This window comes from Kaistia terrae (assembly GCF_026344005.1).
Taxonomy (GTDB): Bacteria; Pseudomonadota; Alphaproteobacteria; order Rhizobiales; family Kaistiaceae; genus Kaistia; species Kaistia terrae.
In genome coordinates this window covers 496555-510675 of record NZ_JAPKNH010000001.1, presented here as the reverse complement: position 1 = coordinate 510675, position 14121 = coordinate 496555, and the positions used below count along the sequence as shown (strand labels likewise).

The following is a 14121-nucleotide window of genomic DNA, read 5'->3' as shown; positions in this document are numbered from 1 at the left end:
CTTCATCTCGCCAGTTTATGTAAAATCTTCCTGATCGCTTCGACGGGCGAAGACTTACCCCGAGGATGATCTAGCCGAGGAAGAGCAATGCCGAGCGCGGGGCCACCCTGAGCGACCGGCTCGAGCCGTAACCTGCCGCCCCGCCATCCTCGGGCGGCAAGGACGAAGCAGCGAGCCGCCATGGAGCCGCGCCGTCAAGCGGCGGCAGTTTCAGGTCGATCGAAGTAGTGCCGCCATGGAGCGCGATACAGACGCGCTCGATCGGACCTTGCGGTATCCGAACCGCAAGGACGGCAACCAGCGTCCGGCCATCCCGTGCGTGCCAGCCGGCTTCGTCGAGCGGCATGCCATTCGGGCCAAACCAGCCGACATCCGGCTCGCCACTGTCTGGAAGTGCTTTCCCGGTCAGGGGACGCGGATCACGCAGCGCCGGATGAGCCGCACGCAACGACAGCAATTGTTTTGTGAAATCAATGAGATCCTGATCGATCTTCGACCAATCTAGCCAGGCGATTGGATTGTCCTGCGCATAGGCGTTGTTGTTGCCCTGCTGGCTGCGGCCGAGTTCGTCGCCCATGGTCAACATCGGCGTGCCGCGCGAGAAGACCAGCGTCATCAGCAGCGCGCGGATATCGGCGCGGCGGCGCGCGAGGATGGCGGGATCGGACGTCTCGCCCTCGACGCCATTGTTCCAGGACTTGTTGTCGTCGGTGCCGTCGCGGTTTTGCTCGCCATTGGCGCCGTTGTGCTTGTGCTCATAGGCGACCAGATCGGCGAGCGTGAAGCCGTCATGGGCGGTGATGAAGTTGATGCTTCTGTTAACCTTCCGGTAGCGATGCGTAAAGATATCGGACGAGCCGGCGAGGCGCGTGGCGAGATCGCCGATCATGCCGGCATCGCCCCGAAAGAAGCGTCGCACCGTATCGCGGTAACGGTCGTTCCACTCACCCCAGGCAGGCGGGAAATTGCCGAGCTGATAGCCGCCCGGTCCGATGTCCCATGGCTCGGCGATCAGGATCAGTTCGCGCAGCAGCGGGTCCTGCTCGATCGCGGCGAGGAAGGGCGCGGCCGGATCGAAACCCTCAACCCGGCGAGCCAGGGTGGTGGCCAGGTCGAAGCGGAAGCCATCGACGCCGGTGCGTTCGACCCAGGTTCGGAGCGCATCCATGACCAGGCGGATGACAGGCGGTCGGTCCATGGCGAGGATGTTGCCGGTGCCCGCATCGTTGACATAGCCGGATGGGTCGCCCTGCTCGAGACGGTAGTAGGTCGCGTTGTCGAGGCCGCGCATCGAGACGGTCGGGCCGAGGTGATCGCTCTCGCCGGAATGGTTGAAGACGACGTCGAGGATGACGGCAATGCCGGCCTGATGCAGAGCGGCGACGCAGTCCGCCACTTCGACAAATCCGCCCGGCGCGAGACGCGGGTCGGGCGTCATCCAGGCGATCGGGTTGTAGCCCCAATAATTGGTGAGCCCGAGCGGCGGCAGATGGCGCTCGTCGAGCCAGGCCGCGATGGGCAACAGCTCTACCGTCGTGATGCCCAACTGCTTCAGATGCGCGATCGAGGCCGGATGGCCGAGGCCAGCGAAGGTGCCGCGGATGGCCTCCGGCACGGCCGGATTGAGTTTTGAAAAGCCGCGCACATGCAGTTCGTAGATGACCTGCCGGTCCCAGGCTATCGGCGGGTGCAAGCGCGGTGCGGGCGTGGCGGCGGCCGTGACGATCGCCTTCGGCACTACGGCGGCGCTGTCGCGCGCGTCCTCAGCCGCGCCCAGCCGGCGGGCATCGAACATCGTGTCGTCGAGCACAAAGGCCCGGTCCAGCGCCAGCGCATACGGATCGACGAGTAGTTTTGCTCCATTGAAGCGTTGGCCGGCCTCCGGTCGCCATGGTCCTTCGGCACGCAGACCATAGCGGTCGCCAGGGCGAATCCCGTCAATGTGGCCGTGAAAGACGTCGCCCGAGCGCTCTGGCAGGCGGACGCGGCGCAGTTCGACCTGCCCAGTTGCGTCGAAGAGGCAGAAGTCGATCGCTTCGGCGTGGGCGGAATAGACGGCGACGTTGACGCCGGTCTCTGTCGGCGTGACGCCGAGCGGCTCCGGCGAACCTTCCCTCACGGGCGCACTGACGGTCATCCCGCGCGTCCGGCAACCAGCTCGCGGTAGAGCCGGGCATAGGCAGCGGCCGGCCGGGTCCAGGAGACATCGGTCTTCATCGCGTTCTTCTGCAGCTTCTTCCAGGTTGGGCGGTCGCGCCAGAGATCGGCGGTACGCCAGATCGCCGCCTCCAGCGCATCGCCGGAGACCGGGCTGAACTGGACGCCGGTGCCGACGCCGGCGGCGAGCGCCACCTCGTTGGCATCGATGACGGTATCGGCCAGCCCACCGACGCGGGCGACAAGCGGCAGCGCGCCATAGCGCAGCGCGCAAAGCTGGGTCAGGCCGCAGGGCTCGAAGCGCGATGGCACCAGAATGACGTCGGAGCCCGCCTGGATCAGATGGGCCAAGCCCTCGTCATAGCCATTGACCATGCCGACGCGGCCCTTGTGCAGGGTGGTGGCGCCGGCAAAACCATTGGCGAGCGACATCTCGCCGGAACCGAGCAGCGCCAATTGCCCGCCGGCGGCGAGCAGCGCCGGCAGCCGTTCGAGCAGGAGATCGAGGCCCTTCTGCCAACTCAACCGGCTGACGACGCCGAAGATCAGCGCATTCGGATCGACGTCGAGGCCCAGCCTCTGCTGCAGCGCCTTCTTGTTTGCGGCGCGACCGGCGAGGCGCGAAAGTTCGAAGGGCGCGGCGATCCGGGCGTCGGTGGCGGGATTCCAGACGCCGGTATCGATGCCGTTCAGAATGCCGGAGACGGCATTGCCGCGACTACGCAGTAAGCCATCGAGCCCCATGCCGCCCTCGGCGGTACGGATCTCGGTCGCATAGGTCGGCGATACCGTGGTGATGCGGTCGGAAAGCTGCAGGCCCGCCTTCAGGAAGCCGATCGTGCCGTAATATTCGACCCCGTCGATGGCATAGGCGCGCGCCGGAAGCCCGAGCGCGGGCAACAGGTCGCGGCCATACTGGCCCTGGAATGCCATGTTGTGGACGGTCATCACCGTCGGCACGGCGGGACGGCCGGAATAGCGCAGATAGGCGGCGGTCAGCCCGGTCTGCCAGTCATGCGCGTGGATCACGTCCGGCGTCAGCGCCGGCACAAGGCCCTGGCCGATTTCAGCAGCGACCCGCGAAAGCGCCGCGAAGCGGAGCGGGTTGTCGATCCAGTCCTTGCCGTCGGCGTCGACGTAAGGATTGCCCGGCCGGTTGAAGAGATGCGGCGCATCCAGCACGAGAAGGTCGAGACCGCTGACATTGGCCTTCAAGAGCCGCGCGTCATGGCCGAACAGGCCCGCGAAGGTATGAACGACCTGCGGCTTCTTCAGCGCCGCCAGCACGGCCGGATAGCCGGGCACCAGCGTCGTCACCGCGACATCCTCCGGCACCAGCGCGCCCGGAAGCGCACCGGCGACATCAGCCAGTCCGCCGGTCTTCACCAGCGGATAGATCTCGGAAACGACGGCGAGGATTTTCAGGGTCATCAACAATCGGCCTCTAGAGCAAAATCCATCTACTTTGAACCGCCTTCTTCACCTCTCCCTGAGGGAGAGGTCGACGGCCAAAGGCCGGCGGGTGAGGGTTTACGGCCTCACCGGATAGTTCCCTAAACCCTCACCCGGCTTTTCGAGCCGACCTCTCCCTCAGGGAGAGGTGAAAAGTCGTATTCGGCCCAGATGTTTCTTGCCCCAGGAAAGCAAGCCCCTCTCCCGCTTGCGGGAGAGGGTTGGGGTGAGGGTCTCTTGTATCGAAACATCAAGCCTTCAACGCGTCGATCATCGGCTGGGTGATCAGGCAGATGCCGTTTGCCGAACGGGTGAAGCGCGAGGCGTCGAGCTCCGGATCCTCGCCGACCACAAGCCCTTCCGGGATCTGGACGCGGGCGTCGACCACGACATTGCTCAAGCGGGCGCCGCGACCGACCTCGACATAGGGCAGGATCACACCATTCTCGACATGCGAGTAGGAGTTGCAACGCACGCCGGTGAACAGCAGCGCCCGCTCCAGCGAGGCGCCAGAGACGATGCAGCCACCCGATACCAGCGACGACAGCGCGTAGCCGCGACGGTGATCCTCGTTGTGGACGAACTTCGCCGGCGGCGTGACCTCGCTATAGGTCCAGATCGGCCAGTTGCGGTCGAACAGGTCAAGATCGGGAACTATACTGGTCAGGTCGATATTGGCTTCCCAATAGGCGTCCACCGTACCGACGTCACGCCAGTAGCTGACCGATTCCTGGCTCGAACGGACGCAGGAATCCTCGAAGTGATGGGCGACCGCCTTGCCGTTCTTGACGATGTTCGGGATGATGTCCTTGCCGAAATCGCGGCTCGAATTGGGATCGTTGGCGTCGCGCTCCAGTTCCTCGATCAGGAACTTGGTGTCGAAGACATAGATGCCCATCGAGGCCAGCGCCTTGTCCGGCTTGCCGGGCATGGCGGGCGGATCCTTCGGCTTCTCGACAAATTCGAGAATACGGTCGGTATCGTCGACATGCATGACGCCGAAGCCGGTCGCTTCCATGCGCGGCACTTCCAGGCAGCCGATCGTCACGTCGGCGCCGGAGTCGACGTGCTGCTGCAGCATCAACTCGTAATCCATCTTGTAGATGTGATCGCCGGCGAGGATGACGAAATACTTGGCGTCGTAGTCCTTCAGGATGTCGAGGTTCTGATAGACCGCGTCGGCCGTGCCGCGATACCACGCATCCTCGGAGACGCGCTGGCTGGCCGGAAAGACGTCGAAGATTTCGTTACGCTCGGGGCGGAAGAAGTTCCAGCCACGGTTCAGATGCCGGATCAGGCTGTGCGCCTTGTATTGCGTGGCGACGCCGATCTTGCGGATGCCGGAATTGACGGCATTGGAGAGCGCAAAATCGATGATGCGCGACTTGCCGCCGAAATAGACCGCCGGCTTGGCGCGCCGGTCCGTCAATTCCATCAATCGGCTGCCGCGTCCACCCGCCAGCACGAAGGCCATGGCATTACGCGCCAGCGGCGCGTTGGTTTGCGGCCGTTCCATCCTTAGTCCCTCCCGAAACGCTCGTTGCCCTGCAGTGTTTTTATCAACTCAAGTTTTTCTCAACCCAAGCCCGCCCGCGCCAAAGGTCGCCTTACGGTTCGTATTCGAAGAAGACCGTCGAAAGCGGGGGTAGAACGATCGCGGCCGAAGCCGGGAAACCATGCGCCGGCACCTCCGTCGCCTCGACGGCGCCGAGATTGCCGACACCGGAGCCGCCATAGACGGAAGCGTCCGAATTCAGGATTTCGCGCCAGCGCCCGGTTTCGGGCAGGCCGACGCGGTAGCCATCGCGGATGACAGGCGTGAAGTTGGAAACGACGAGGATCGGCTTGTCGTCTGGCCCGCCGAAACGCAGGAACGCAAAGACCGACTGGTCCTTGTCATCCGCCACGACCCAGCGGAAGCCCTCCCCCTCGCAATCGCGCGCATGCAGGCCGGCATGGCCGCGATAGGCGCGATTGAGGTCGCGCACGAAATCCTTGAGGCCAGCATGCATCGGATCTTCGACCAGATGCCAATCAAGGCTCTGGTTGAAGTTCCATTCCTTCTGCTGGCCGAACTCCTGCCCCATGAAGAGCAGCTTCTTGCCGGGATGGCCCCACATGTAACCGTAATAGGCGCGGACGTTGGCAAATTGCTGCCAGCGGTCGCCCGGCATGCGGCCGAGGATCGAGCGCTTGCCATGGACGACCTCGTCATGGCTGAGCGGCAGGACGAAGTTTTCGGAGAAGGCGTAGAGCAGGCCGAAGGTCAGCTTGTCGTGGTGATAGCGACGATGGATCGGCTCGAGCGACATGTAGTCGAGCGTATCGTTCATCCACCCCATGTTCCACTTGAAGCCGAAGCCGAGGCCGCCCTCATGCACCGGCTGCGAGACGCCGGGCCAGGAGGTCGATTCCTCGGCGATGGTCACCGTGCCGGGATGCTCGCCATAGCAGAGCTGGTTGACGCGGGAGAGGAAGGCGACCGCATCCTTGTTGTCGTTGCTGCCGTCCGGATTGGGCAGCCACTCGCCGTCCTTGCGCGAATAATCGAGATAGAGCATCGAGGCGACGGCATCGACGCGCAGGCCATCGACATGGAATCGGTCGAGCCAATAGAGCGCGCTGGCGGCCAGGAAGTTCGACACTTCCTTACGACCGAAATCATAGATCGCCGTGTTCCAGTCCGGGTGGAAACCACGGCGCGGATCGGCGTGCTCGTAGAGCGGCTTGCCGTCGAAATGGGCAAGGCCATGCCGGTCGGTCGGGAAATGCGCCGGCACCCAATCGAGGATGATGCCGAGGCCGGCCTGATGGGCGCGATCGACAAAGCGGGCGAAGCCGGCCGGCTCGCCGTGCCGGCGCGTCGGCGCAAACAGGCCGATCGGCTGGTAACCCCAGGAATCGTCGAGCGGATGCTCGCTGACCGGCAGCAGTTCGAGATGGGTGAAACCCAGCTCGACGGCATAGGGGATCAGCCGGTCGGCCAGTTCGTCATAGGAGAGGAACGAATTGCCCTCGCCGCGCTGCCACGAGCCGAGATGCACCTCGTAGATCGACATCGGCTGGCGACGCGCCTGGCCCTCGCCGCGCTGGCGCAGGAAGGCATCGTCGTTCCAGGTGAAATTGTCGGTTCGCGCCACGACCGAGGCGGTCGACGGGCGCAGTTCGCCGGCAAAGCCGACCGGGTCGGCCTTCAGCGGCTGCACGATGCCATCGGCGGCGACGATCTCGTATTTGTAGATCTCGCCCTCGCCGAAGCCGGGCGCGAACAACTCCCAAAGCCCGCTATCGACGCGCTTGCGCATCTGGTGGCGGCGACCATCCCAGCCGTTGAAATTGCCGACGACGGAAACGCGGAGGGCATCCGGCGCCCAGACGGCGAAATGCACGCCGTCAACGCCTTCATGATGCAGGAGATGCGCGCCGAGCTTTTCGTAAAGCTGGCGGTGGGTGCCCTCGACCAGCAGATAGTCGTCAGTGGCGCCGAGTACGCCGGCAAAGCTGTAGGGATCGTGGAAGGTCCAGCCGCCGCCTGGGTTTTCCGCCCTGAGACGGTAGCCGAAGCGCTTCTTGTGGCCTGGAATCAGGCCCTCGAAGAAGTCCGTGCCGGGACGACGCTCCAGCGGAGCGACGCGGTTGCCGTCGAGATCCTCGACGGCAACCGTTTCCGCGTGGGGCACGAAGGCGCGGATGGCGAGGCCGTCATCCGTTTCATGCGGCCCGAGAAGGGCGAAGGGATCACCGTGGCGTGCGGCAATGAGGGCTTCAACATCCGATACGCTCGCCCGCCAACCCGTCATCGCGTCTCCCTGTATGCTTTGCCTATCCAGCCGGCTTGACGGGTACGTCCCAGATTTGCCCGGCATATTCCGCGATGGTGCGGTCCGAGGAAAACCAGCCGACCCGAGCCGTGTTCAGTAGGCTCGCTTTCCACCATGCTGCTCTGTCGAGCCATAGCGCGTCAACGTCTCGTTGCGCTGCGTAGTAAGAATCGAAATCCGCGGTCACGAGGAAATAGTCGTGATGGCGCAATGCCGTGGTCAGCGCGGCGAAGCGGGCTGGCTCGCCGGGCGAGAAGATGCCTGAATCGATGGCTTCCAGAACGTCGGCCAGCATGCGCGACCTGGCGATCGTGTCGGCGGCGTCGATGCCCTTGGCGCGGCGTGCAGCGACTTCCTCGGTGGTGAGGCCGAAGATGAAGATGTTGTCGTCGCCGACGCGTTCCTTGATCTCGACATTGGCGCCATCAAGCGTGCCGATGGTCAGAGCGCCATTGAGCGCCAGCTTCATGTTGCCGGTGCCGGAAGCCTCCATGCCGGCAGTCGAGATCTGCTCGGACAAGTCGGCGGCCGGGATGATCATCTCGGCCAGGCTGACATTGTAATTCGGCAGGAACACCACCTTGAGCAGGTCGCGCACGGTCGGATCGTTGTTGACGACCTGCGCCACGTCATTGGCGAGCTTGATGATCAGCTTGGCCTGATGGTAGCTCGCCGCCGCCTTGCCGGCGAAGATTTTTACCCGCGGCACCCACTCCTTGTGGGGCTGGGCGCGCATGGCCTGGTAGAGCGCGATCGTCTCCAGGATGTTGAGCAGCTGGCGCTTGTATTCGTGGATGCGCTTGATCTGCACGTCGAACAGCGCATTCGGATTGACGCGGATGTCGAGCCGGTCGCGGATCAGCTTGGCCAGCGCGATCTTGTTGTCCCGACGAACCGCGCCGAACGCCTCATGCAGGCCGACATCGCCAGCCAACGGCTCCAGCTTCGACAGCACATCGGCATTGTCGAGAATCGACGGGCCGCAGGTGTCGACGAGGATGCGCGTCAGGCCGGGATTGGCCTCATGCAGCCAGCGGCGGAAAGTGATGCCGTTGGTCTTGTTGTTGAGACGGTCGGGATAGACCTGGTCGAGATCCCGGAAGATCGTCTGCTTGATCAGGTCGGAATGCAGCGCCGAAACGCCGTTGATCGAATGCGAGCCAATAAAGGCGAGATGGCCCATGCGCACGCGCCGGCCATTGTTCTCGTCGATCAGCGAAACGGAGGAGAGGAAGCGGTCGTCCGATTCCGCGAGCTTTTTCGCCTTCTCCAGATGGATCGCGTTGATCAGGTAGATGATCTGCATCTGGCGCGGCAGCAGGCGATCGAGCAGCGGCACCGGCCACGTCTCGAGCGCTTCCGGCAGCAGCGTGTGGTTGGTGTAGCCGAGCGTGCGGGTGGTGATGTCCCACGCCTCGTCCCACGGAATATCGCGCAGGTCGACGAGGATGCGCATCAGTTCGGCGACGGAAATCGCCGGATGGGTGTCGTTGAGCTGGATCGCCACCTTGTCCGGCAGCGAGCGGATGTCGCCATAGGTGCGGGTGTGGCGGTGGATCAAATCCTGCAGCGAGGCGGAGACGAAGAAATATTCCTGCCGCAGGCGCAGTTCCTGCCCGGCAGCACTCTCGTCGCTCGGATAGAGGATCTTCGAGATCGCCTCGGCCCGGACCTGCTCGACCAGCGCGCCGATGTGATCGCCGGAGTTGAAGGCGTCGAGACGCAGCGGATCGACGGCGCGCGCCGACCAGAGGCGCAGCGTGTTGACGTGGCGGCCGCGCCAGCCGGGGATCGGCGTGTCATAGGGAACCGCCTCGATCGTCTCGGCCGCATGCCAGACATAGCGGGCAACGCCGGTCGGCGACATGATCGCCTCGACCGAGCCGCCGAACTGGATGTCGTAGACAACCTCGGGGCGCTCGAACTGCCAGGGATTGCCGAAGGAGAGCCAGGTCTCGGGATATTCCTGCTGCCAGCCATTCTTCACCACCTGGCGGAACAGGCCGTGATCGTAGCGGATGCCGTAGCCATAGGCCGGGATCGACAGCGAAGCCATGGAATCCATGAAGCAGGCGGCGAGACGGCCGAGACCGCCATTGCCGAGCGCTGCGTCCGGCTCGACGGTCTTGAGGCGATCCATGTCGACACCAAGATCCCCCAACGCGGCGCGAAACGCATCGGTCAGCCCGAGATTGTTCATCGCGTCGAACAGCAGGCGGCCGATGAGGAATTCGAGCGACAGGTAATAGACGCGCTTGCGGCCCTCGGCATAGGTGGCCTTGGACGAGGCGATCCAGGGATCGACCATGCGGTCGCGCACGGCCAAGGCGGTGGCGACAAACCAGTCGCGGTCGCTTGCCGTGACGGCGTTCTTGCCGACCGCATAGGTCAGCTTGTCGGTGATGGCGTCGCGGGCAGCGGCCACATCGGCTTCCGACGCGGCGGCGGATACGCGCGCACGCTTGCCGCTCTTGGCGTCGTCCGTCGATATCGACATGGTAGCATCCTGCATCGAATGTCCTCGTCCTGCTCGCCGCTATTGCTCGTGTCCGGCCCCTTGGCGATCGCTCAGGCCAGACCTTGTTCCATGCAACATTGATGCCGGATTTCCGCGCTCTTCCGCTGCGGGGTCGCGGAGGAGTCGGCACCTTGTTGCCAGGGCACCTTATGCCACAGACCGTTTCGATTGGACGACAACCTATCGGTTGCCCAAATCGTCATCATTTTCAGTGGGAATGCGTTGCGCAGGGCTTTCAGGCGTCCCGGGTCGAGCGGTGCACGATAATGCGGTGGCCATCGACCGAGAGGCGGCCTTCCTTGATCAGCGCGCGTATCTGCTTGTTCACCGCCTCGCGGCTCGCGCCCAGCATCTGTGCCAGCGTGCCCTGCGTCAGGTCGAGTTCAACCACGGCGATGTCGCGCTCGATCCGGCCGTGGATCAGCGCAAGCTGGCGCAGCAGCACCAGCAACCGATGCCGCAGATCCGAAAAGACGGCGCGGTTGACCTGATCGTTGGTCTGTCGAAGCCGCTCGCAGAGACTGAGAATGATCTGGCGCTGCAACTGGCTCGAACTGTCGAGCAGATTGAGGAAGGACTGCCGCGGCACGAAGATCATCCGCGTTTCGGTCAGGGTCGCCGCTCCGGCACTGCGCGGCAGGCCGTCGATCAGCGCGATTTCGCCGATCACCTCGCCCTCTTCGAACAACTGGATGGTCAACTCGCGGCTGTCATCCGCCGTCAGGAAGATACGGACGATGCCATCGACGACCGAATAAAGTCCGTCCGATTCGTCCCCTTGCGAGAACAGCACCGTGTCGGCCGGATAGGTCGAGACACGGGCGATCTGCGCCAGACGCGTCAGGTCGTCCTTGTCCAGGCCATTGAAGAAGCTCGTTCGACCGAGCCAGGAAACTATCTCGGCGACCTGCACCCTGCCCTCCGTCGACTTTCACGCGAACCCATCGCGCTGCACAACGGATAGCATTCAATTCGTCTCATGACGAGAGAATCGGAGCCCTTCCCTCACCACGCTTCAGCAACTCGCGAAACAGCGAGCGGCGCCACGATTGCAACGCCCGCTCGCCGGTCTCCATCGCCATCACGACATCGGGCGTGATCAGGAGCCTGGCGGCGCTGCGGAAGCGCACCGGCGACAACGCCTGCGCCAATTCCCGGCACCGCGCGTCGTCATAGAGCCGCGCCGCCAGATCGAGCGCGGCGACCAGCGCGAGGCGCGTGCCGGAACGGCGGATGAGATCGTCGAGCGCGGCTTCCTCGGCCGCTCCCTGCAGGCGGCGCGCCCCCTGCAGGACATCGACGACCAGTCGCAGCTTTTCGAAATGGTGCGAGCTGGCGGCATGAACGCCGGCGATCGCCAGTCGCGCCGAAGGCCGCGCCGCCTCTCCCGGATCGCCGCCGGGGCAAAGCTCGGCAAACCCCAGGGAGAGCTTCGAACGCAGGCCGGGCGCATGCACCAGATTGCCCTGAATCTCCACCATCAGCTGGCGATGAACCGAGTGAATCCATTTTCGCTCGAGCTGCTCGTCGTCACGCTGATCGGCTATCAGTTCGAAGCCGCTCGCGGCCACGACTGCCTCGATGCCGGACAAGCGTTCGACAGGCACGATCAGATCGATGTCGGTTGTCGGCCGCAACAGGGGATCGGGATAGAGGTTCTCGGCAAAATCCTGCCCCTTGATCAGCAGCGCCGGCTGGCCGGCAGCCCGTAACGCCGTCAGGAGCCGCTTGCCTTCCGCGCGCAACTGCATGTTGAAAGCGACGCCAGCTGAATAGCGCTGGGCGAAGCCGTCGCGGATCGGCAGGCGCTCGGCGGAACCCAGGCCCGGCCGAAGCTTTCGCAAGACGGCCGGCAACACGCCATGCCGCTCGGCCTGCGACAGCAACAGAATGGCCCTCTCCGCCGTCAGCGATGGCGGAACGATGGCCGATTGTGGATCGGCGAGCGCAATCAGCATACGGGCGTCGACGCCCGACAGGCGGCGCGGCCCGGCAGCGGACAAGGAAGGCAGCGCGGCAGCTTCAACGACGGACATCACGCCCCAGCCCGGGCATTGCGATTCAAGGTATATCCACCTAAGCACGGAAAAAGGCGGTGCCTGGCACCGCCCTTTAAATGTTCAGCCCCAAACTCCGCCCCCGAAGGTCTATCCGGACGGAGATGGAAGGTCCGCCTATGGCGGCGGCAGGGGCGCCGAGCCGGAAATTGCGGCGACGATCATCGCGACACGATCCCGCTTTACCAGTTCGGGTCTCTCGTACGGCTTTTTTTCACTACGATTGGCCAATGAACATCCTCCGACACATTTAGAATCAACCTAATCAGTATGACGTCCTTATGGAAGCCTCCGCAAGTTGGGCCTCTGGTCAATCACTTGTGGTTGAGCTATCCCACGCGGGAATCGAACGCTGACGGAAGGGCGTGCTGTGTCGAGAATTGAGCCGGGCGTTGTTTGGGCGCTGCATGAAAATACGAGCTTCCAGCCGCTTGGCGATGGTGAGGGCGGGGTTCTGCTCGACACCGTGTCCGGGCAGCTTTTCACCTGCAACGACACCACCGCTGCCTTCCTGGCGACCGTCGATGGAACGCGGAATTTCGCCGGCATACTTTCTGAGCTCGAAAGGGTGTTCGACGTCGACGCCGCCATGCTGCGTGACGACATGTCGGAACTTGCCAACCATCTGGCCGGTGAAGGCCTGATCGTCCGCGTCGAAAAATGACCCCCAACGGCGTCCTTCGCTGGCTTATGTTCCGGACTGAACTCTGGTTCTGGGCCCGCACGCTGGCGTTACGCTGTCGCAAATCGCGTGATTTCTCCGATATCATGAAGATTGCCGATGCCGGTCCCGGACGCCGCTATCGCGGCCTGGCTGCGCCCTATATCGCCCATCGCTCCAAGCGCGCGGCGCGGCGGCCCTGGGTCATGCGCGACCGCCGCTGCCTGCGCGAAGGAATTCTCGCTTATCGTTTCCTCACGCTCGCGGGTATACCGGCCGAAATGCACTTTGGCGTCGACCGCAAGAGCATCGGCAGTGCGAAGCTTTCCGCGCATTGCTGGGTGGTGGCGGACAATATGGAAATCCTCAATCCGCCGGAGCCGTCCATGGTGACGATTTTCGTCGAGAAGAACCGCGCGAGACCCGCCTGATGTCCACGACCCGGTTCGTCATACCCGGCCTCACCTTCAATCTCGTCGACCAGCGCCAGGACACTGGTGAGGTGGCTTTCCCGCAACTCGCGGAGTTCGTGCAGCCGGAAGGCCCTGTCGAGCATGAGATTGTCATCCGCGAGGCCGCCGGTGACGACATTGCGCCCCAGGGCGCAATGATCTGGAGCGGCACGCTGATCGACGGCAGCTATGCCGAGATCCATCGCTCGGGCGAGCGCCAGCAGTTTTATATGCCGGGCAGGCTCTCGATCATCGAGGAAGCCGGCCGGCCGTTAACCGAAGTCCTGGCGGTAGGGTCCGCCGAGAAGCCGCTTCGCTCGATGGCCGGCGCGGTGCTTTTCGACATCGCCCTGCGCGGGCATGGGCTGATGACGATTCACTCGGCATCGCTGCTTTTGCCGGACCGCGACGAACTGGTGCTGCTTTTCGCGCCCAGTGGTTTCGGCAAGACGACGACATCGCTGGCTCTGGCGCTTGGCGGCTTTGGCCATATGGGCGATGACGCAGTCATTTTGCGCCAGGACGGTACCGACCTTGTCGGCTGGGGCATGCCGCGCACCTTGAAGGTGCAGCGACGGACGGCGGCGCTGTTCCCGGAAATCGCGCCGCATCTCGGCGAATTTGGCGGCGACGAGGACGAGGCGCCGCTGACGCGCGCCGCGCTCGCCGGACTGATGCCGCTGCCGGACGCCACTCGAAGCTACAAGATCGCCGCCGTGGTCGTGGTCGGGCCGCGTTCGGATGGCGAGGCAAGCCTTTCTCGTCTCAGCAAGGCCGACGCGCTTTCCGTCATACTGACCGACAATATCGGCGTGTTCGACGACGGCGTCCCGCCTCAGCAGCAGGTGTTGTTCCGCCTGCTGTCCAAGCTCGTCAGCGCGACGCCGACCTACCGGCTCAACGCCGGCACCCTGCCCCGCACCATCGCTCCGGCCTTTGACGCGGCCCTCGGGATCGTCCGCGAGGCCGAGGTTGCGGCGAGCTGAGGTTGTAAGGAGCCTTC

General features: G+C 64.0%; 10 protein-coding genes. 3 read left to right on the top strand and 7 right to left on the bottom strand.

Going from position 1 to position 14121, the window contains the following annotated elements:
• Window positions 1-70: 70 nt before the first annotated feature.
• From glgX to OSH12_RS02365, 7 genes are all read right to left on the bottom strand, one after another.
• Window positions 71-2137 carry a glycogen debranching protein GlgX gene (glgX, locus tag OSH12_RS02395; RefSeq protein WP_266341900.1) on the bottom strand — a complete coding sequence of 689 codons (2067 nt, stop codon included), beginning with the start codon at window positions 2135-2137 and terminating at the stop codon, window positions 71-73.
• Window positions 2134-3591, bottom strand: a complete 1458-nt coding sequence (gene glgA, locus OSH12_RS02390; RefSeq protein WP_266341899.1) for a glycogen synthase GlgA — start codon at window positions 3589-3591, stop codon at window positions 2134-2136. Before glgA ends, glgX begins: the two co-directional genes overlap by 4 nt.
• Before the next feature lie 268 nt (window positions 3592-3859).
• A complete protein-coding gene (gene glgC / locus OSH12_RS02385) occupies window positions 3860-5125 on the bottom strand; it encodes a glucose-1-phosphate adenylyltransferase (protein WP_266341898.1) in 1266 nt (421 codons plus the stop codon).
• Between the two features lie 91 nt (window positions 5126-5216).
• Window positions 5217-7409 carry a 1,4-alpha-glucan branching protein GlgB gene (gene glgB / locus OSH12_RS02380; protein ID WP_266341897.1) on the bottom strand — a complete coding sequence of 731 codons (2193 nt, stop codon included), beginning with the start codon at window positions 7407-7409 and terminating at the stop codon, window positions 5217-5219.
• Between the two features lie 22 nt (window positions 7410-7431).
• Window positions 7432-9927, bottom strand: coding sequence for a glycogen/starch/alpha-glucan phosphorylase (locus tag OSH12_RS02375; RefSeq protein ID WP_266341896.1), 2496 nt, complete (start codon window positions 9925-9927; stop codon window positions 7432-7434).
• A 256-nt stretch (window positions 9928-10183) separates the two neighbouring features.
• Entirely contained in the window at window positions 10184-10861 is a 678-nt protein-coding gene (locus tag OSH12_RS02370) for a Crp/Fnr family transcriptional regulator (RefSeq protein WP_266341895.1), read from the bottom strand.
• Window positions 10862-10925: 64 nt separating this feature from the next.
• The gene (locus OSH12_RS02365; protein ID WP_266341894.1) at window positions 10926-11984 is read right to left on the bottom strand and encodes a nucleotidyltransferase family protein; all 1059 of its coding nucleotides are present in this window, start codon (window positions 11982-11984) and stop codon (window positions 10926-10928) included.
• 391 nt (window positions 11985-12375) lie between these two features.
• Between OSH12_RS02365 and OSH12_RS02360 the strand changes: the two genes are divergently transcribed.
• Genes OSH12_RS02360 through OSH12_RS02350 form a run of 3 tightly spaced genes read left to right on the top strand, consistent with a single transcriptional unit; the run spans window position 12376 to window position 14104 of the window.
• Window positions 12376-12669, top strand: coding sequence for a PqqD family protein (locus OSH12_RS02360; RefSeq protein WP_266341893.1), 294 nt, complete (start codon window positions 12376-12378; stop codon window positions 12667-12669).
• Window positions 12666-13097: a lasso peptide biosynthesis B2 protein gene (locus OSH12_RS02355; protein ID WP_266341892.1), complete on the top strand. Its 432-nt coding sequence runs from the start codon at window positions 12666-12668 to the stop codon at window positions 13095-13097. Before OSH12_RS02360 ends, OSH12_RS02355 begins: the two co-directional genes overlap by 4 nt.
• The gene (locus OSH12_RS02350) at window positions 13097-14104 is read left to right on the top strand and encodes a phosphoenolpyruvate carboxykinase (ATP) (protein WP_266341891.1); all 1008 of its coding nucleotides are present in this window, start codon (window positions 13097-13099) and stop codon (window positions 14102-14104) included. Before OSH12_RS02355 ends, OSH12_RS02350 begins: the two co-directional genes overlap by 1 nt.
• The last annotated feature ends 17 nt before the right edge of the window (window positions 14105-14121 follow it).